Here is a 19,631-nt window from a genome sequence, read left to right on the forward strand (position 1 = left end):
ATGGGTGCAGCTCCAGCCGGAGTTGCACCCATTATCGCGTTCAGGGCCGCTGCTCCCCCGCACTTCCCGCCCGGGCATCGCCATGCATTTCCCGCAGTTCCTGCAACAGCTTCAGCTGTTCGGCGTTGATGTTCATGAGCATCTCAATGTGCGCCGCGGCGCGCACATCCGTTTCGTAGTCATGCTGGGCCATCGCCGAGGCGATGGCGTCCTGGCGCTTGGCCGCGATCAACAGGATGGCCCCCTGCAGTCCGGCCAGCATGGACAGGAAAAGGTTCAGGAGGATGTAGGGATAGGGATCCCACGCCTTCGCTGCGAGAACGTAGCTGTTCACCACGGCCCACATTCCCATCGATGCCAGGAAGATGCCCACGAAGGGCCAGCTGCCCATCCCGTTCCGGAGGGTGTCCGCAGCCCTTTCGCCGGGACTCAGTCCCTCCTTGTGCCGCCGGTGCCAGTTGCTTCTGATGTCCGTCATGGCCCCAGACTATGTCCTGGACCATGGGCGGCGCGGCTGGTGGATAAGCCGCCAGGGAGTCAACTCCGTTTTATTTTCGCCAGCCGTTGAAAAAAGACGGCTTGGGTACTAACCTGAACACACTGTGTCGCAGAACACAGGGCGGGGGAACGTCGAGTTGCATTCCGTTACGAGGAAAATCCATGCCAGCACCAACTCCAACCCGGGCAACGTCCCGGCAGGCACCACAGGACCTTACCTCCAGGGTGGCCGGTTCCTTCGACCACTGGAAACACCTGGTGGCCGAATCATTCGTGCCGCTTACCGCACGGACCAATGACGTGGAGGGCTTCCGCGGCCAGATGCGTTCGCGTGTGCTGGACCGGATGTCCATCGTTGAAGTCACCGCTACCTCCCACGAGGTGCACCGCACGCCGGCCTTGATCGCCCAGGCCCACGAGCGCTACTTCAAGCTGAACCTGCAGCTGGAAGGAACCGGCCTTCTGGTCCAGGACAACAGGGAAGCCGTGCTTCAGCCCGGGGACCTGGCCATCTATGACACCAACCGCCCCTACACCCTGGCGTTCGAGGACCAGACCCGGATCATGGTGCTCATGTTCCCCTGCGATGCCCTGTCGCTGCCCGCGGACTACGTGGGCCAGCTTGCCGCCGTGCGGATGGGCAGCGGGGGCCTCAGCGGGATCGTGGGCCAGTTTATTCGGGAGCTGTCGGCAAACCTGGATGTCCTGAACGGCCCCAGCGGGTCAAGGCTCGCCACGAACGCGCTGGACCTGGTGTCCACCATGCTGCATGCGGAAATGGACATTTCGCCGGACAGGATGAAGCCACAGGCGCTCCTGGCCGTATCGATCCGCGAGTATATCGAGGCCAACCTGTCCGATCCACTGCTCTCGCCGGCCGGCATCGCCGCGGCGCACTTCATCTCCACCCGGCACCTGCACAATGTCTTCCACGAGTCGGGCAGCACCGTTGCCGGCTTCATCCGGAGCCAACGACTGGACGGTGCCCGCCGCGACCTGCGCGATCCGCTGCATGCCGGAAAGTCCGTAGGTGCCGTGGCCGCCGCCTGGGGATTCCTGGACGCCGCCCACTTCAGCCGGACGTTCCGGGACGCTTTTGGCGTCTCCCCCACCCAGTGGCGCCGCGGGGGCTAGATCAGCCCCTGTGCCAGCATGGCGTCGGCCACCTTGACGAAACCGCCGATATTGGCGCCGAGCACGTAGTTGCCCGGCTCGCCGTATTCCTCGGCTGTTGCCGCGCACCGGTCGTGGATGCCCACCATGATGTCCGTCAGCCGCGCCTCGGTGTGCTCGAAGGTCCAGGAGTCCCGGCTGGCGTTTTGCTGCATCTCCAGCGCCGACGTGGCCACCCCTCCCGCATTCGCCGCCTTGCCTGGCCCGAACAGCACCCCCGCTTCCTGGAACACCGAGACGGCATCGCGCGTGCAGGGCATGTTTGCGCCTTCACCGACCGCCACCAGGCCGCCGCGGACCAGCCGGGCGGCAGCACCGCCGTCGAGCTCATTCTGCGTGGCGCACGGCAGCGCCACGGAAGCATCCACGTCCCAGACCGAGCCGCCGTCCACATAGGCAACGCCGGCCCGCCGTTCGGCGTAGTCCTTGAGCCGCGCCCGCTGCACCTCTTTCACCTCGCGGAGCAGGGCAACGTCGATGCCCGCCTCATCCACCACATAACCGGAGGAATCCGAGCAGGCCACTACGGTGGCGCCGAGTGCTTGTGCCTTGGCGATGGCATTGATGGCCACATTGCCGGACCCGGACACCACCACGCGCCGGCCGTCAAAGGACGTGCCCCGGGTCCGCAGCATCTGCTCGGTGAAGATCACGGTGCCGAATCCTGTCGCTTCGGGCCGCACCAGGGACCCGCCCCAGGAGATGCCCTTGCCGGTGAGGACGCCGGATTCGTAACGGTTGGTGATCCGCTTGTACTGGCCAAAGAGGTAGCCGATCTCGCGCCCGCCCACGCCGATGTCGCCGGCAGGGACGTCAGTGTATTCACCGATGTGGCGGTAGAGCTCGGTCATGAAGGACTGGCAGAACCGCATGACTTCGGCGTCACTGCGGCCGCGGGGATCGAAGTCCGAACCGCCCTTGCCGCCGCCGATGGGCATGCCGGTCAGGGCGTTCTTGAAGATCTGTTCGAAACCGAGGAACTTGACGATGCCCAGGTACACGGACGGGTGGAAGCGGAGGCCGCCCTTGTAGGGCCCCAGGGCGGAGTTGAACTCCACCCGGAAGCCCCGGTTGATCCGGACCCGGCCGGAGTCATCCGTCCACGGGACCCGGAAGATGATCTGGCGCTCCGGCTCGCAGAGGCGCTCCAGGATGGCGGCTTCGAGGAATTCGGGGTGGCGGTCATGCACGGGGCCGAGGCTTTCGAAGACCTCCACCACCGCCTGGTGGAATTCCGCTTCGCCGGGGTTCCGCGCCAGGACGGTGTCCCTGATGGCTTCCAGCCGTGCATCCATAAACTCATTCCTTACCGTGGAGCCGGGACGGGAGCGGGCGCCAGGCAGGCACCGTCGCCGCGATAGGTTTACGTTTCAACCTATCGAATTACGACTGGGCACCGTTAGCCGGGTAGTGCCAACTGCACTAATCTCCGTATTGTGACAGCAACTTTCCGCTCAGTGAGATTATCTGGCCCAGCCCTCGCAGTGAAGACCGTCTGATGCCGTACGTCTGCCTCCTCCTCTCCGGCGCCGCGCTGCTGGTCAACGGCCTCGCCACCCTTGGGCACCTCCCCCGCCGCGACGCCGCCGTGTTCAGCCTGGTCATCGGGGGCACGCAGCTGGCGCTCGGCGTCGTCCATGTCTCCACAGCCGGGAACGCCCCGGCGGCGCTCCTGACGGCGGCCGGCATGTTCCTGTTCGGAGTGACGTACCTGTACTCAGGGCTGGACCTGCTGCTGGCACTCGGGGGCCGCGGCCTGGGCTGGTTCTGCGGGATGGTGGCCTCCTGCGGGGTGCTGCTGACAGCCGCTTGGCTGGGCCCGGACCCGCTGCTGGCGGTTCTGTGGCTGTGCTGGTCGGTGCTGTGGGCGCTGCTGTTTGCCGGCATGGCCCTCGGCGCAGCGCGGCTCGAACCGTTCACCGGCTGGGCGCTGGTGCTGACCAGCCAGGCGTCGGCCACGATACCGGCGGTTCTTGGCCTGGCCGGGCTCTGGCCCCGTTCCGCCACCGTGGCCTGGCTGGCCGCACTGTTCCTGGCCGGCCTGTTCGTTGCCGCACGCACACTGGCCCGGCGCGGAGACAATGTTCCGCGCCGGGCCCGTGCCGGAGAGACCCTGCCTGCTAAGTGAGCGCGTGGCCCAAATCGGCAACGTGATGGCGCCGCTGTATTGCCGACTCCACCAGCACGCCGGCCAGGAAGACCACTGGGACAGCCACCAGGAGGGCCGCGGCGGTCTCCGCGCTGCCGCCAATGAGGGCCGTGAAGTTGCTGACCACCAGGGACAGGACCCACGCCAGCAGGATCACCGCGAGGATGGGAGCCACGCGGGTTTGCCAGAGGAGCGCAGCCGCACGTTCCCGCCGGAAGAATGCCACGACGGCCGCGGAGCAGAGCATGTACAGCACCAGCAGGGCCGCCACGGCCAGGCCGCTGAACCAGGAGAACAGGGTCAGCACGGGGTCCAGCGCCAGGATGGCGAAGGGCACCACCAGCACGACGGCGGTGGCGGACTGGACCCAGGCTGCAACGGCAGGTGCCCGGTGCCGGTTGGTCCGGGCGAGGACGGCGGGCATGGAACCACGCAGTGCCAGGGAGTGCAGGTAGCGGTTGATGCCGTTGTGGAACGCGATGATGCCGGCGAGCAGCGAGGTTACCAGGAGGATCCCGGCCACGATGCCTGCCCAGGGTCCGAACAGTTCCACCAGCGGACCCATGACGAAGGAGGTGGCGTCTCCTGATTCGAGGGCGGCGCCGGCGGCATCCATCACCTGCGAGGGCCCGTAGTAGCTGACCAGCATCCAGGAGATGAAGGCGAAGAACACCGAGATCACGCCGACGGAGAGGTAGGTTGCCCGGGCCACGGTGCGGTGCGGATCCTTGGCCTCAGCGGAGTAGATGGCCGTCGATTCGAACCCGAACATGGAGGCCACCGCGAACATGATGGCAACACCGGGAGCTCCTGCGCCGATGGCTTCCGGGGAGAAGGACGCGGCAACGCTGATGCCCTCGGGGCCGCCGCCGTGGAACAGCACGGTGAACCCGAACATCAGGAGGATGGCCACCTCGAGTCCCACCAGCACAGCCAGGACGCGGGCGCCGAGTTCGATGTTGAGGGAGCCCAGCACCTGGACCCCGGCCATGGTGGCCAGGGACAGCAGCCACCAGGGAATGTCCAGCCCGGCAGAAGCCAGGAGCCCGGAGAAGGCTGCGCCGTAGAGGCCGTACATGGCGGCCTGGACGGTGCTGTAGGCCAGGAGGGCCAGCCACGCTGCGCCGGCCCCGGTCCGCCGGCCGAACGCTGCCGTCACGTAGGCGTAGAAGGCGCCGTTGGCCTGGATTTTCCGGCTCATGGCCACAAAGCCCACCGCGAAGATCACGATGACGATGCCGACAATCAGGTAGGCGCCCGGGGCGCCGGCACCGTTGCCCAGCGCTGCCGCGAGCGGTGCCGCGCCCACGATCCCCGTCAGGGGCGCCTGGGCGGACAGGACAAAGAACAGGATGCCCAGCACGCCGATGCTTCCGGCGCGGAGGGCCGTGGAATGCTCCTTTGCCGGAGCGTCAGTGGTCCGGGTCTCGGAATTCGAAATACTCATTGGATCCTTCTTAACGGTCATGAGCTCGGAAAAATTGCTGTGGGATCCAGCTTGGCAGCGGCCCGCGCTGCTGCTTTGTCCGCCAGCGATCAGTTGTTGTCCGTCAGCGCAGTGCCGTCCGCACCCGGGGCACAACAAAGCGCGGCCGGCCGCCCCGAAAGGGGCAGCCAGCCGCGCTGGCAGTATTTAGTTGGATCCGGTTACCGGAGCACCACGGTGCGGTTGCCCTGCAGGATGACCCGGCCCTCGCAGTGCCACTTGACGGCATTGGAGAGGGCCTTGCATTCGGTGTCGCGGCCGGCGGCCACAAGGTCCTCCGGCCCGTACGTGTGGTCCACCTCCACCACCTGCTGGGCGATGATCGGCCCCTCGTCCAGCTCTGCGTTGACGTAGTGCGCCGTGGCGCCCACCGTCTTGACACCGCGCGCGTAGGCCTGGTGGTAGGGCTTGGCACCCTTGAAACTAGGCAGGAACGAGTGGTGGATGTTGATGGCCCGGCCGTCCAGCTGCCGGGTCAGGTCGTCGCTGAGCACCTGCATGTAGCGGGCCAGCACCACCAGTTCCACGTCCAGCCCGTTCACCAGGTCCATGAGCTTCGCCTCAGCCTCGGGCTTGGTGCCGGCCGTGACCGGGATGTGGTGGAACGGGATGCCGTGCCACTCCACCAGGGCCTGGTGGTCCCGGTGGTTGGACACCACCGCCACCACATCTATGGGCAGTTCGCCGATCCGGGCGCGGAACAGCAGGTCGTTCAGGCAGTGCCCGAACTTGGACACCATGATCAGCACCTTGCGCTTGGAGCCCTGGCGTTCCAGCTGCCACCGCATGCCGAACTTCCCGGCAACGGGGGCAAAAGAGGACCGCAGGAGCTCCAGGGTGGATTCGTCCCCTTCGGAGGCGAAGTGCACGCGCATGAAGAAGTGGCCCTCGGAGCGTTCGCCGAACTGCTTGTTGTCGATGATGTCGCAGCCGTGCTCCAGCAGGAAGCCGGAGACGGCGTGCACGATGCCGGGCCCTTCCGGGCAGTCCAGGGTCAGGACGTGTTCTACGGTGGTGGGCGCCTTGGGTGCGGGGAGATGGGTTTCAGTAACAGTCATGGCTCAGCACTCGATTACATTCACGGCGAGGCCTCCTCGGGAGGTTTCCTTGTACTTGGTTTTCATGTCGGCTCCGGTGTCGCGCATGGTCTTGATGGCTTTGTCCAGCGAGACCTTGTGGCTGCCGTCCCCGTGCAGGGCCAGCCGGGCTGCGTTGATCGCCTTCACGCTGGCGATCGCGTTCCGCTCGATGCACGGGATCTGCACCAGGCCGCCCACGGGATCGCAGGTGAGGCCCAGGTTATGCTCGATCCCCACTTCGGCGGCGTTTTCCACCTGCGCGGGCGTTCCGCCGAGCACTTCGCAGAGCCCGGCCGCCGCCATGGAGCAGGCGGAGCCCACCTCACCCTGGCAGCCCACTTCGGCGCCGGAGATGGAGGCATTGGTCTTGAAGAGGATGCCGACGGCGGCCGCCGCCAGCAGGAAGCGGACCACACCTTCGTCGTCGGCTCCCGGAACAAACTTGATGTAGTAGTGCAGCACGGCCGGCACGATTCCGGCTGCCCCGTTGGTGGGCGCGGTGACGATCCGGCCGCCCGCGGCATTCTCCTCGTTCACGGCGAGCGCGAACAGGTTGACCCATTCCATGGCCAGCAGCGGGTCCGCCGGCGCCTGGACGGGCGACGGCGTTGCTGCCGCGGCTTTGGCGCTTGCCGCGGAGGCGGTCAGGGTGCGGAACAGCGACGGCGCCCGCCGGGTGACGTTCAGGCCGCCCGGCAGGATGCCTTCGGCGTTGCAGCCATTCTCCACGCATTCGCGCATCACGGCCCAGAGCCCCAGCAGTTTCTCCCGCAGTTCCGCTTCGCTGTGCCAGGTGAGCTCGTTGGCCAGCATGACGTCGGAGATGGACATGCCTTCCCTGCTGCAGATCTGCAGGAGCTCGTCGGCGGTGGAGAACGGGTAGGGCAGGACGGTGTCATCCGGCACCACCTTGTCAGCGCCCGCCGCGTCGCCGTCCACCACGAAGCCGCCCCCAATGGAATAGAAGCTCCGCTCGCTCAGCACCGCTCCCGTGTGGTCAAGGGCGCGGAAGGTCATGCCGTTGGGGTGCGCCGGAAGGGACTTGCGCCGATGGAGCACCACATCCTCTTCCCAGTTGAAATCCACCCGGTGGGAGCCCGCGATATGCAGCTCGGCGTTCAGCGCGGCAGCCGCCACCTGGTCGTCCGCGGTGAAGGTGTTCACCGTTTCAGGTTCCAGGCCCTGCAGCCCCAGGACCACCGCCTTATCCGAGCCGTGCCCCCGTCCCGTCGCGCCCAGGGACCCGAAAAGTTCCGACTGGACGCGCACCGTGGAGGCCAGCTGCCCGTCGCCCTTCAACCCGTCCGCGAACAGCTTGGCCGCCCGCATCGGGCCCACCGTGTGTGACGACGAGGGCCCGATGCCGACGGAAAACAGGTCAAGGACGCTGAGCGCCATCAGGGGACCTCTGGCGAGGCGTACTCCCGCATGGCGTCCAGCAGCCACCGGCCCAGGAACTCGGCGAAGGATGCCCGGGGGAAGATCCGGAAGGACTCCTCGCCGGTCTTCCACAGGATGGCGGGGATGTTGGCGATCTCGGTGGAGAAGGCGGTGCCGGTCTTGAACACCCGGGGGTGCAGGTCCAGCGAGCAGCCCTTTTCCAGGACGGCGCGGGCCCGCGGGCCGGTCAGTTCGAAAGTGGTCCGGTTGGCGGAAAGGTCCACTACCTGGCCCGCGTCGCTGCCCAGTCCATCCCGGAGTGCGGGGATCAGGCCGCCGCCCAGGGATTCGTGCGCCTCGGTGGGTGCCACCACCAGGAATTCGCCGGGCCCCAGCCAGAGGACGGACGTGTCGTCGCTGCCGGCGACGGCACCGGATCCGGAAGGAAGGCCGCCGGTGACAGCGGCCAGGCGCTGTGCCGTGTCCGATCCCGCCGTTGCCCGGAGCCCCACCATGGTGAGGAAGGGCAGCTCGGCGATCTCAACAGTCCCGGGCAGGGAGCCGGCCGCGAAGGCTTCGGAGAGCTGCTTGGCGGGGCTGACTCGGGCTGCGAGGTTCTTGTCTGCGGCGGTCTTTGCGGCGATCGGGGATGCTGCTGTTTCAGCCATCTTTACGGGTCCCTTCTGGGTCAAAAAGCACTGTTTCTGCAACAACCACGTCAACCAGCTGGTCGCCGGCGGCGGCCACCAGGGTTTCGCCGATGCGGTTGCGGCCGTTCTTGATCAGGGCCAGGCCGAAGGACCTGCCCAGGGCTGCACTGTGGTAGCTGGAGGTGACGAAGCCTTCCATCGGCACCGGCCCGTAGGCCGGGTTCGTGGAGCGGCCCTTTTCCACCAGCTGGGTGCCTTCGGGGAGCCGGAGCGTGCCGTCAACGGGCAGGACGCTGACCAGGTGCTTGCGGTCCTCGCGCTGGGCGTCGGCCCGGGAGTAGGAGCGCTTGCCAATGAAGTCCTTGGCCTTGGAGACTATCCATTCCATGCCCGCGTCCTGCGGGGTGACGGTTCCGTCCGTGTCCTGCCCAACGATCGGGTAGCCCTTTTCGGCGCGGAGCACGTGCATGGTTTCCGTGCCGTACGGGGTGATGTTGAATTCGGCACCGGCGGCAGCAACGGCTTCCCAGGTGTTCAGCCCGTACCAGGCCGGAATGTTGATTTCGTAGGCCAGCTCACCGGAGAACGAGATCCGGCAGATCCGGGCACGCACGCCGGAGGCAAGGGTGGTTTCGCGGAAGGTCATGAACGGGAACGCCTCGGCACCCAGTCCGCCGTTGGCGGCGAGTTCCGGGGCCACCTTGGCGATGACCTCGCGGGACTTGGGCCCGACGACGGCAATGGTGCTCCACTGCTCCGTCACCGACGTGCAGTGCACGTCCAGCTCCGGCCACTCGGTCTGCAGCCATTCCTCCAGCCAGTCCAGGACCTTCGCGGCGCCGCCGGTGGTGGTGGTCATGAAGTAGGTGTCACCGTCCACGCGGAGGGTCACGCCGTCGTCGAAAATCATCCCGTCCGGCGTGCACATCACGCCGTAGCGTGCCGAACCCGGGGCGAGCTTCTTGAACGCGTTGGTGTAAACCCGGTTCAGGAACTCGCCCGCGTCCTTGCCGCGGATTTCGATCTTGCCCAGGGTGGTGGCGTCCATGAAACCCACGGACTCACGGACGGCGGCGCATTCGCGCAGCACGGCGGCATCCATGTCCTCCCCGTCCTGCGGGTAGAACCAGGGCCGCTTCCACTGTCCGACGTCCTCGAACAGGGCGCCCTTGGCCACATGCCAGGGGTGGATGGAGGTGATGCGGGCGGGGTCGAAGAGCTCGCCGCGCTGGCGTCCGGCAAGTGCCGCGAAGGCCACCGGGGTGAAGGGTGCACGGTAGGTGGTGGTGCCGATGTCGCCGATGCCGCGGGACGCCTCACCTGCCGTGCGGAGGGCCGCCGCGATCACGCCGATGGCGTTGACGCCGGAGGTCTTGCCCTGGTCGTTGGCGGTGCTGATGGAGGTGTACCGTTTGATGTGCTCCACGGAACGCATGCCTGCCCCGGTGGAGCGCAGCACGTCGGCCACGGACTGGTCGCGCTGGAAGTCCACGAAGTGGTGGTGCCAGTCGTCCGGGGTGCCGTTCTCCCCCGGCACCAGCCAGAGCTGGCGGGTGGGGGCCGCTGCCTTCGGTTCAGCAAGCGGGGAAGGCTCGACGGCGGACGCAAAGCCCGCGGCGATGGCCGCCTTTGCGCCGGCGGAGACACCCTCGGCAAGGCAGTCGGCGGTGGCAAACGAGCCGCGGCCGGAGCCGATGGTCTGCTGGTTGGGCACTTCGGTGCTGGGCACGAAGGCGGCCAGTTCGTCATCCCAGCGCAGCTTGCCCTGCCGCTGCGAGTGCAGGTGCACCAGCGGGCTCCAGCCGCCGGACACAGCCAGCAGGTCGCAGGCGATCTGCTCGACGCCGGAGGTGAGTTCGCCGTCGTCGTTAATGCTGCGGACGGTGACGCCGGCCAGGCGACCTGCGGAATCCGCGGAGGTGTTGGTCACCGCGCTGCCGATCAGCACCCGGATCCCGGATTCGACGGCGGAAGTTGCGGCGGCGGTCAACGCGGGACGGGCGTCCACGACGGCGGCAACCTTGACCCCTGCGGCGGCGAGGTCAGCTGCCACGGTGTAGGCGCTGTCGTTGGTGGTGCTGATGACCACGCGCTTTCCGGCGGCCACTGCGTAGCGGTTGAGGTAGGTGCGGACGGCCGAGGCCAGCATGACCCCGGGGCGGTCGTTGTTCTCGAACACCAGGGGGCGTTCGTGCGCGCCGGGGGCCAGGACCACCTGGTTGGCACGGATGTGCCAAATCCGCTGGCGGGACACTCCCGGGGCAGCGGGGGTGGTGAGGTGGTCGGTGCGGTTCTGGACGGCGATGACGTAATTGGCGTCGTAGGCGCCGAACGCGGTGGTGCGGTTCAGAACGGTCGATTCCGCGCCGGACACGAGCTCCGCTTCGACGTCAGCGACCCATTCGAGGGCGGGCTTGCCCTCGATGGTCTCGGCCAGGCCGGCGGCGGTGGAGCCGGAGAGCAGGGAACCGCCTAGTTCGGGCTGGTCATCGAGCAGCATGACCCGGGCGCCGGTGCGGACGGCTTCGCGGGCCGCGGCAAGGCCGGCGGGGCCGCCGCCGATCACCAGGACGTCGGTGTGGACGTACTTCTTGTCGTACTCGGCGCGGTCATCCTCCGGATCCAGCTTGCCCAGCCCGTTCAGCAGGGTGGCCTGCAGCCCGTCCACCAGCGAGACAGTGGTGGCGGGGAGCATGGATTCGGCCACGTGGCCGGGGAACCGGGCCTCCACGCGGACCAGGGCGTTGGCTTCCTCCACGCCGGCGGACATGATGCCGCGGGCGCGCTCCTCGTACAGGGAGTTGCCGGCGGCGATGCGGCCGTTGGCCAGCAGCGCCGAGGCCAGGGTGTCGCCGGGGTGGCCGGTGAACTCCTCGCCGTCGAGCGTGAAGCGCCACGAGATGGTGCGGTCGATGCGGCCGCCGGTTGCCAGGCGGGCGTTCTGGGAAGTCACTTGGTCGCTCCTTCCGGGGCGGTGGTGCTGAGGATGCTCGTGGTGGAGGTGCTGGGTGCAGCGCTTCCCGTGGTGGTGCTGTCGGGGGCGGTGCTGGCAGTCCCTGTTTCGGGTGCGCCGTCTGGCGAGCGATCAGGCCGCTTCGCCCCCATCGGGTAGACAGCCTTGATGTCGTAGCTGACGGTGTCGCGGAGCATGTTGAACCACTGGCGGCAGCCGGTGCTGTGGACCCAGCGCTCGGCGAAGATGCCCTTGGGGTTCTCGCGGTAGAAGAGGTAGCGGGACCACTCCGTGTCGCTCAGCTCGTTGGGGTTCTCGGGGTACGGGACGTGGGCCTGTCCCCCGTAGTGGAATTCGGTTTCGTCCCGCGGGCCGCAGTTGGGGCATGGGATCAGCAGCATATGCGTTAGTCCTTTTCTGGTGGCGGCGGCTAGTGGGCCACGGCGGCGGCGCCGTGTTCGTCGATGAGGGCGCCGGTTTCGAAGCGGTCCAGCGAGAACGGCGCGTTCAGCTTGTGCGGAGCGCCGGTGGCGATGGTGTGCGCGAAGGTCATGCCGGCGGCGGGGGTGCCCTTGAATCCGCCGGTTCCCCAGCCGCAGTTCACGAACATGTTCTCCACCGGGGTGGTGCCCACGATCGGCGAGGCGTCCAGGGTGGTGTCCACAATGCCGCCCCAGGTCCGGAGCACGTGGGCCCTGGCGAAGATGGGGAAGAGCTCGACGGCGGCCGCCATCTGCTGCTCGATCACGTGGAAGGAGCCGCGCTGGCCGTAGCCGTTGTAGGAGTCCACGCCGGCGCCCATGACCAGTTCGCCCTTGTGGGCCTGGGAGACGTAGACGTGGACGTGGTTGGACATGACCACCGTGGGGTGGACTGGCTCATGCAGTTCGGACACCAGTGCCTGCAGCGGGTGGGACTGGATGGGCAGCTGGAAGCCCGCCATCTCCGCCAGGACCGAGCTGTGGCCGGCTGCGCAGAGGCCCACCTTTTCGGTGTTGATGGTGCCCCGGCTGGTCTTGACGCCCACCACGCGGTCGCCGTCCTTGAGGAAGCCGGTGACTTCGCAGTTCTGGATGATGTCCACGCCCATTTCGTCGCACTTGCGGGCGAAGGCCCAGGCCACATGGTCATGCTTGGCGATGCCCGCGCGAGGCTGGTAGGTGGCGCCCATGACGGGGTAGCGGATGTTGTCCCGGATGTTCAGGATGGGGCAGAGTTCCTTGACCTGCTGCGGGTCCAGCCATTCCGCGTCCACGCCGTTGAGCTTGTTGGCGCCCACGCGGCGGATGCTTTCGCGGACGTCGCCCAGGGTGTGGGCCAGGTTCATCACGCCGCGCTGGCTGAAGAGGAAGTCGTATTCGAGTTCCTCCGGCAGGATCTCCCAGAGCTTGAGGGCGTGCTCGTAGATGGCCGCGCTCTCGTCCCAGAGGTAGTTGGAGCGGATGATGGTGGTGTTGCGGGCCATGTTTCCACCGGCCAGCCAGCCCTTTTCCAGGACCGCGATGTTGGTCATCCCGTGGTTCTTGGCCAGGAAGTAGGCGGTGGCCAGGCCATGCCCGCCGCCGCCCACGATCACGGCGTCATAGGAGGACTTGGGTTCCGGGTTCCGCCAGAGGAAGTCCGGGTGCTCCGGAAGGTGCTGCTTGCTCACTGGGCGGCTCCAATCAGGTCTGCTTCGGCTTCGGCCAGGCCGGCGTCGGCGGAGAGGTGCGGGTAAAGGGGGAACTTGTCGGCCAAGGCCGCCACGCGGTTGCGGAGTTCGACGGCGGTGTCCCCTGGCAGGGTGCCCGTGCCGTTGGTGCCATTACCTGCAGCGGCGATCAGCGCCGTCGCGATGATGTCTGCAACCTCGGTGAATTCGGCGGCGCCGAAGCCGCGTGCGGCCAGGGCGGGCGTGCCGATCCGGAGGCCGGAGGAGACCATCGGGGGGCGGGGGTCGAACGGTACGGCATTGCGGTTGACGGTGATGCCGATCCGGTGGAGGGCGTCCTCGCCCTGCTGGCCGTCGAGTTCGGAGTGGCGCAGGTCCACCAGGACCAGGTGGACGTCGGTGCCGCCGTTGACCACGGAGATGCCGGCGGCCTGGACGTCTTCCTGGAGGAGTCGCTCTGCCAGCAGCTTGGCGCCCTGCAGGACGCGCTCCTGGCGTTCCTTGAATTCAGGGGCTGCGGCGAGCTTGAAGGCCACGGCCTTGGCGGCGATGACGTGCTCCAGGGGACCGCCCTGCTGGCCGGGGAACACGGCGCTGTTGATCTTCTTGGCGTATTCCTCCTTGGCCAGGATGACGCCGCCACGGGGGCCGCCCAGGGTCTTGTGCGTGGTGGTGGTGACCACGTCCGCGTACGGGACGGGGTTGGGGTGCAGGCCTGCGGCGACGAGGCCGGCGAAGTGGGCCATGTCCACCATGAGGTAAGCCCCCACGAGGTCCGCGATCCGGCGGAATTCGGCGAAGTCCAGCTGGCGGGAGTAGGCGGACCAGCCGGCCACGATCAGCTTGGGCTTGTGTTCCAGGGCCAGGGCTTCCACCTCGGCCATGTCCACTCGGAGGTCGGACTCGCGGACGTGGTACGGAACCACGTTGTAGAGCTTGCCGGAGAAGTTGATCTTCATGCCGTGGGTGAGGTGGCCGCCGTGGGCCAGCGAGAGGCCGAGGATGGTGTCGCCGGGGTTCAGCAGCGCGAACATGGCGGCGGCGTTGGCCTGCGCGCCGGAGTGCGGCTGCACGTTGGCGAATTCGGCGCCGAACAGTGCCTTCACGCGGTCGATGGCGAGCTGCTCGATCACATCGACGTGCTCGCAGCCGCCGTAGTAGCGCTTGCCCGGGTAGCCCTCGGCGTACTTGTTGGTGAGCACCGAGCCCTGGGCTTCCATCACGGAGGACGGAGCGAAGTTCTCCGAGGCAATCATTTCCAGTGTGGACTGCTGGCGGTGCAGTTCCTGTGCCACAGCGGCGGCGACGTCGGCGTCCACCGTGGCGAGCGAGGCGTTCAGTACGTCCTGCATTGTTCTCCTTTTGAGCCCTTCGGAGTTACTGATCCATAACTGATCTGTAACTGATATATTAGAACTGACGCAATAGTATGTTGTAGATCACGTGGCAGTCAATAGCTACCTTGGGAGAGCCCGGATGAGCGTAATGACAGAAAACCAGCTGGCTGGAGAAGGAGACCTCTCGCTCGCCGAGCAGGCCTACCGGCACCTTCGCGACCGGCTCATCATGCTCGACATCCGGCCCGGCGAGGCAATCAACGACGGCAAGCTCGCCGCCGAACTCGGGATCGGCCGCACGCCGGTCCGCGAAGCGCTCAAGCGCCTGGAAGGCGACCACCTCGTCGTGTCGTACCCCCGCCGCGGAACGTTCGCCACCGTCGTCGACATCACCGAGCTTGCGGACGTCTCGGAGCTGCGCGAGTCGCTGGAACCGCTGGCCGCCCGCCGGGCCGCCAAGCTGGCCACCCCTGCCCTGCGCAAGGAAATCAGGGACACCGCTGCGGCCATTGCGGACATGGGGGATGAGGACGATCCCTATGACCTCATGCGGTACGACATCAAAGTCCACCGCCTGATCTACCGGGCCGCTGCCAATACGCACCTCGAGGACGTCCTGATCCGGTACGACAACCTGGCCACCCGCATCTGGTGCATGGTGCTGGAGAAGGTGCCGTCCGTGGCGGCGCACATCGCCGAGCACGTGGAACTGCTGGAAGCAGTGGCCGACGGCGATTCCGACCGGGCGGGCAAGCTCGCCCTTGAGCACGTAACCAGTTTCGAGCAGGCCATCCGCAGCGTGCTGTAGGCCCACCGGCCCGTCCTGGGGTCAGGAACGGGCGGCACGCGGGATGAACGCCGAAGGCTCGCGCCTGATCCTAATCAATGCCGACTCGATGGCACCCTTCACTACCGCTTCCGCCCCGAGGGTGCTCGCCACGAGCTCCGGAAGCGGCAAGCCGGAATCCGTGGACAGCAGGCTGCGGGCATGCTCCAGGACAGGTTCGATGGCCCGTGAGATCGCGCCCGCGATGACGACGCGCTCAATATCGAGAAGACTGGAAAGCACTGCCGCGATCCGCGCCAGGCGCACGCCGAGCCGGGCAATGATTTCCTGCGCAAACGGGTCTCCTCCGCGGGCAGCCTGGAAGACATCCTCCGCGTTAATATCCCCCTCAGGTATTTGCCGCAGCGTCGTCGCGCCGTCGTAGGAATGGATGCCCGCACGCGCCCACTTCCGCGCAAGCGCTCCGAACCCGTCCCAGCCTCCCTCATCAGGCACGAACTTGCTGTCGAGCGCATCCAGGAACCGCATCTCACCGGCACCGCCCTGCCGGCCTCGCAGCAGGCGCCCATCAACAATCAGGCCGGCACCAAACCGCTCTCCCGACAGCAATGTGGCCACGTTGGCTGACGGCTCGTTTGCCTGCTCGGCGACTGCGGCGAGATTGGCATCGTTCTCGATGATGACCTTGCCCCAAAGATGCCCGCCGAATCCGGAATTCATCAACTGCCAGAATTCCCCTTCCTCTGGAGACTGGCCGTTCGCATCGATCGGAGCCGGCACGCCGACGGCCGTCAGCAGGACATCATCCGGGGTGCGTGAAACATCCTCAAGCGTCAGGCGGATCAGTTCACGTGCACTCCCGACCCGGCCGGAGCGTCCCAGCATGTGCGAATCAATGCCCTGGCGGCGCTTGCCCAGCTCGCGTCCGCGCAAGTCGGCAACGATGGCGGTGTAATAGCCCTCCCCGGCATCCAGGCCCACCACCACACCGGCTGCTTCGCGCAACTGGTACCGCCGCGCCGGCCTGCCCTTGAGCCTGCCGGCGTCCGCGCTCCCGTCGTTGAATTCCTCCAGCCAGCCGACGTCAACCAGGCCGTCACAAACCCCGAGCACGGTGGCACGCGTCAGCCCGGTCGCAGCCATGGCCGCTGCCGCCGTGAACACCTGCTCCTGCAGGGCAAAGCGCAACAGCGCCTCCGAGTTGATCTGCCGTAACAGTTGCGTCGAGCTCGCCGTAATTCCGTCCACCCCTTGACGATAGACCCTTCGTCCCCCATCCTCATTTAGGACCTAAATATAAGATCCATATAAATTCGCAGACAGCCCACGAGGAGCCGATGTTGCCACCTTTGCCGCCCGCCGGGAGACCACTCTCCCGGCGTACTTTCCTTACTGCTGCCGGAGGTGCTCTCACCGCTTTCGGACTGGCCGGCTGCGCCCCGGCCGGAACTGCACCAACCATCACGTTCCACCAGTCAAAGCCGGAGGCAGTTCCGTACTTCCGGGATCTGGCCGTGAAGTTCACCGCCTCACAGGACCGGGTTCGCGTCCTGCATGACATGGCCACGAATCTCTCTGCCAGCTTCGTCCGCAGCAGTCCCCCGGATCTCGGATGCCTCAACTACAACCTGGAGATGGCCCGGTTCATGGAGCGCGGGGCGCTCTCTGATCTTTCCGACCTCCCGGCAGCGGCTTCGATCCGGGAGGACGTCCTCGACCTCACCAACTGGTACCCAAGCTATCCGGGCCGCACGAGTGTGATCCCCTATTCGGTAATGGCGGCCTCCGTGATCTACAACCGCCGCATCTTCGAAGAGAACGGGCTGGCTGTCCCTGCAACCTGGGATGAACTGATCGAGGTATGCGAGCGGCTCAAGGCAGCCGGCATCACGCCGATTTACGGCACCTTCCGTGATCCCTGGACGGTGGCGCAGGGTTTGTTCGACTACACGGTGGGCGGAATGATCAACGTGCGTGACTTCTATAAGTCAATGCACGCCGCTGGCGCGAACGTGGGACCGGACTCGGAAGTGTCGTTCCAGAAAACGCTGCTTGAGCCGGTGAAGCGCATGGTCGAGCTGACCAAGTACGTCAATCCCGATGCCGCGAGCCGCGGCTACGGAGACGGCAATACCGCCATGGCGCAGGGCCAGGCCGCCATGTACTTCCAGGGACCGTGGGCCTTCGGGGAGATCGAGAAGGCCGGCAAGGACCTGGATCTCGGTACCTTCCCGCTGCCCATGACCGGTGACCCCGCCGATCTGAAGGTCCGGGTCAACATCGACCTCTCGCTCTGGGTACCCGAGGTGGCCAACGGGCAGCAGGGAGCCCGCGACTTCCTTCAGTACCTCATGCAGCCGGAGATCCAGAACCCTTACAACGCCAAATTCCTGGGTTTCGGCACCACCAAAGATGCACCGCCGGTAACCGACCCCCGCATCGTTGAGATGCAGAAGTACTACGACGAAGGCCGCTTCTACATGGGTGCCTCGCAGTTCATTCCGAACTCCATCCCGGCTGCGAACTACATCCAGTCGATCATCGGCGGCGCCGACGCCGAGGGCACGCTGCGCAGGATGGACGCCGACTGGGCGCGCCTGGCGTTCCGCGCATAACTACACTTTTCGATTCACAGCATGAAACGAGGACCATCCATGTCATCAATGACAAAACCTTCAATCAGGGCGGAGGTGACCCCACCACCCGCAACCGCAGCGGCAAGGGCAGGCAGGAGCCGCGTTGATCCGCTCTACTATGTCTTCCTGTTGCCTTCCCTGGTGATCTTCACGCTCGCCGTCACGCTGCCTGCCGTGCTCGGGTTCATCTACAGCTTCACGAACTCCGTGGGCTTCGGTGACTTCGATTTCATCGGCGTCCGGAACTTTATCGCGGTGTTCCGCGATGAAGGCGTCCTGGGCGCTTACGGCTTCACACTCACCTTTTCGCTCGTCACGGTCATCGTCGTGAACGCCGTGGCCTTCCTCCTGGCCCTGGGCCTGACGTCCCGCGTGCGGTTCCGTGCTGCGCTTCGCACGGTATTCGTCGTCCCGATGGTGATCTCGGGCATCGTCATCGCCTTCGTTTTCCAGTACCTCTTCTCGAACTCGCTGCCCCTGTTCGGCCAAAGCACCGGCATAGAGCCGCTGGCCACCAGCCTCCTGGCCAACCCCAACCTCGCGTGGCTTGCGATCGTCTTCGTCACGGCCTGGCAGTCCATTCCGAGTGCCATGCTGATCTACATCGCGGGGCTCCTCACGGTCCCTCCCGAGGTTTACGAGGCGAGTTCCATCGACGGCGCATCGCCATGGCAGAACCTGCGGCACATCACCCTGCCGCTCATTGCCGGATATGCCGTGATCAATACGGTTCTCGGCTTCAAGAACTACCTCAACGCCTACGACATCATCATCGGCCTTACCGACGGCGGTCCAGGCGTCGCCACACGAAGCGTCGCCATGTCGATCTTCCGCGGCTTCGAAGGCGGCGACTATGCCTACCAGATGGCCAATGCCGTGATCTTCTTCCTCATCAGCATCGTCATCGCACTCATCCAGCTTCGCTTCACCCGTGGCAAAGGAGGGATCGCAGCATGAGCAGCGCACCCAGCACCATCCCTGCAAAACCTGTCACGGCAGGAAAGGGACGGCGGATCCCCGCCGGCCCGGAACGTACCCAGTGGCCCGCCACCATCGTCCTCATCGTTTGCACGCTCAGTGTGCTCGTCCCGCTGTATGTCACCATCAGCATGGCATTCAAGACCACTGGCCAGGCCGTGGACGGCAACGCCTTCTCACTGCCAAACCCGCTGACCTTCGACAGCTTTGCCCAGGCGTGGACGCTCACGAACTTCCCCCGAGGCTTCGGGATTTCCGTGTTCGTGTCAGTGATCGCCGTTGCAGGCGAAATCATCGTTTCGGCACTGGCGGCCTACGCCATCGTCCGCAACTGGGACCGGCGGCTCTTCCGCTGGTCCTTCTTCTACCTGCTGGCGGCGATGTTCATCCCGTTCCCCGTGGTGGCGCTGCCGCAGATCCAGCTCACCGGCCTCGTCGGGCTGGATAACCCACTGGGCGTGGCCATCCTCCACATCGTTTTTGCCCTGGCATTCAACACCATGCTGTTCACTGCTTTCCTGCGCTCGATCCCCCTGGAGTTGGAGGAAAGCATGCGCATGGACGGCGCCGGAACCTGGCAGGTGTTTTGGAAGCTCATCTTCCCCCTGCTCGGACCAATGAGCGCAACCGTGGGCATCTTCGCCTTCATCGCCTCATGGAACGACTTCATGATGCCCTCACTCATCATTTCCGACCCGGAACTGCAGACCATCCCGGTGCTGCAGAAGATCTTCCAGACTCAGTTCAGCAACAGCTACAACGTTGCCTTCGCCTCCTACCTGATGGCCATGGCCCCGGCCATCATCGTCTACCTGTTTACGCAGCGCTGGGTAATGTCCGGCCTCACCCAGGGCGCAGTCAAGTGAGTCCGGCC

General features: G+C 66.1%; 17 protein-coding genes. 6 read left to right on the forward strand and 11 right to left on the reverse strand.

All coding sequences use genetic code 11. The annotated features are described in order from the left end of the window. Positions 1-40 precede the first annotated feature (40 nt). Positions 41-478: a DUF1003 domain-containing protein gene (locus tag FBY33_RS03295; protein ID WP_142029285.1), complete on the reverse strand. Its 438-nt coding sequence runs from the start codon at positions 476-478 to the stop codon at positions 41-43. A 182-nt stretch (positions 479-660) separates the two neighbouring features. Between FBY33_RS03295 and FBY33_RS03300 the strand changes: the two genes are divergently transcribed. Further along, a complete protein-coding gene (locus FBY33_RS03300; RefSeq protein WP_142029286.1) occupies positions 661-1,632 on the forward strand; it encodes a helix-turn-helix domain-containing protein in 972 nt (323 codons plus the stop codon). Here FBY33_RS03300 and gdhA read toward each other — a convergent pair. Next, a complete protein-coding gene (gene gdhA / locus FBY33_RS03305; RefSeq protein ID WP_142029287.1) occupies positions 1,629-2,966 on the reverse strand; it encodes an NADP-specific glutamate dehydrogenase in 1,338 nt (445 codons plus the stop codon). The genes FBY33_RS03300 and gdhA overlap by 4 nt on opposite strands. 203 nt (positions 2,967-3,169) lie before the next feature. Here gdhA and FBY33_RS03310 point away from each other — a divergent pair, with 203 nt between their 5' ends. Next, positions 3,170-3,799: an AmiS/UreI family transporter gene (locus FBY33_RS03310; RefSeq protein ID WP_142029288.1), complete on the forward strand. Its 630-nt coding sequence runs from the start codon at positions 3,170-3,172 to the stop codon at positions 3,797-3,799. Here FBY33_RS03310 and FBY33_RS03315 read toward each other — a convergent pair. The 8 genes from FBY33_RS03315 to glyA all read right to left on the reverse strand — a co-directional run bounded on the left by FBY33_RS03315 (position 3,792) and on the right by glyA (position 14,371). Further along, positions 3,792-5,267, reverse strand: coding sequence for an APC family permease (locus FBY33_RS03315; RefSeq protein ID WP_142029289.1), 1,476 nt, complete (start codon positions 5,265-5,267; stop codon positions 3,792-3,794). The two genes, FBY33_RS03310 and FBY33_RS03315, sit on opposite strands and share 8 nt — an antisense overlap. Before the next feature lie 200 nt (positions 5,268-5,467). After that, positions 5,468-6,364 carry a formyltetrahydrofolate deformylase gene (purU, locus tag FBY33_RS03320; protein WP_142029290.1) on the reverse strand — a complete coding sequence of 299 codons (897 nt, stop codon included), beginning with the start codon at positions 6,362-6,364 and terminating at the stop codon, positions 5,468-5,470. A 3-nt stretch (positions 6,365-6,367) separates the two neighbouring features. Then, positions 6,368-7,783 (reverse strand): L-serine ammonia-lyase, encoded by a 1,416-nt coding sequence (locus tag FBY33_RS03325; protein WP_142029291.1) that lies wholly within the window; start codon positions 7,781-7,783, stop codon positions 6,368-6,370. Further along, complete coding sequence (locus FBY33_RS03330; protein ID WP_142029292.1) at positions 7,783-8,433, reverse strand: sarcosine oxidase subunit gamma; 651 nt, start codon at positions 8,431-8,433, stop codon at positions 7,783-7,785. The genes FBY33_RS03325 and FBY33_RS03330 overlap by 1 nt, the downstream gene beginning before the upstream one ends. Continuing rightward, a complete protein-coding gene (locus tag FBY33_RS03335; RefSeq protein ID WP_142029293.1) occupies positions 8,426-11,368 on the reverse strand; it encodes a sarcosine oxidase subunit alpha family protein in 2,943 nt (980 codons plus the stop codon). Before FBY33_RS03335 ends, FBY33_RS03330 begins: the two co-directional genes overlap by 8 nt. Then, on the reverse strand, positions 11,365-11,769 hold the full coding sequence (locus tag FBY33_RS03340) for a sarcosine oxidase subunit delta (protein WP_142029294.1): 405 nt from the start codon (positions 11,767-11,769) through the stop codon (positions 11,365-11,367). Before FBY33_RS03340 ends, FBY33_RS03335 begins: the two co-directional genes overlap by 4 nt. 29 nt (positions 11,770-11,798) lie before the next feature. Next, positions 11,799-13,019, reverse strand: coding sequence for a sarcosine oxidase subunit beta family protein (locus FBY33_RS03345; RefSeq protein ID WP_142029295.1), 1,221 nt, complete (start codon positions 13,017-13,019; stop codon positions 11,799-11,801). Then, positions 13,016-14,371 (reverse strand): serine hydroxymethyltransferase, encoded by a 1,356-nt coding sequence (gene glyA, locus FBY33_RS03350; protein ID WP_142029296.1) that lies wholly within the window; start codon positions 14,369-14,371, stop codon positions 13,016-13,018. The genes FBY33_RS03345 and glyA overlap by 4 nt, the downstream gene beginning before the upstream one ends. Before the next feature lie 133 nt (positions 14,372-14,504). On the opposite strand from glyA, the gene FBY33_RS03355 reads away from it, so the two are divergent. Continuing rightward, a complete protein-coding gene (locus tag FBY33_RS03355) occupies positions 14,505-15,164 on the forward strand; it encodes a GntR family transcriptional regulator (RefSeq protein ID WP_142032502.1) in 660 nt (219 codons plus the stop codon). Positions 15,165-15,185: 21 nt separating this feature from the next. On the opposite strand, the gene FBY33_RS03360 is transcribed toward FBY33_RS03355, so the two are convergent. Then, complete coding sequence (locus FBY33_RS03360) at positions 15,186-16,391, reverse strand: ROK family protein (RefSeq protein WP_235010437.1); 1,206 nt, start codon at positions 16,389-16,391, stop codon at positions 15,186-15,188. Positions 16,392-16,480: 89 nt separating this feature from the next. Here FBY33_RS03360 and FBY33_RS03365 point away from each other — a divergent pair, with 89 nt between their 5' ends. Genes FBY33_RS03365 through FBY33_RS03375 form a run of 3 tightly spaced genes read left to right on the forward strand, consistent with a single transcriptional unit; the run spans position 16,481 to position 19,623 of the window. Next, the gene (locus FBY33_RS03365) at positions 16,481-17,758 is read left to right on the forward strand and encodes an ABC transporter substrate-binding protein (RefSeq protein ID WP_200831307.1); all 1,278 of its coding nucleotides are present in this window, start codon (positions 16,481-16,483) and stop codon (positions 17,756-17,758) included. Between the two features lie 39 nt (positions 17,759-17,797). After that, on the forward strand, positions 17,798-18,736 hold the full coding sequence (locus tag FBY33_RS03370) for a carbohydrate ABC transporter permease (protein ID WP_142029297.1): 939 nt from the start codon (positions 17,798-17,800) through the stop codon (positions 18,734-18,736). Beyond that, complete coding sequence (locus FBY33_RS03375) at positions 18,733-19,623, forward strand: carbohydrate ABC transporter permease (protein ID WP_142029298.1); 891 nt, start codon at positions 18,733-18,735, stop codon at positions 19,621-19,623. The genes FBY33_RS03370 and FBY33_RS03375 overlap by 4 nt, the downstream gene beginning before the upstream one ends. The last annotated feature ends 8 nt before the right edge of the window (positions 19,624-19,631 follow it).

It is taken from the genome of Arthrobacter sp. SLBN-112, from assembly GCF_006715225.1.
Lineage (GTDB): Bacteria > Actinomycetota > Actinomycetes > Actinomycetales > Micrococcaceae > Arthrobacter.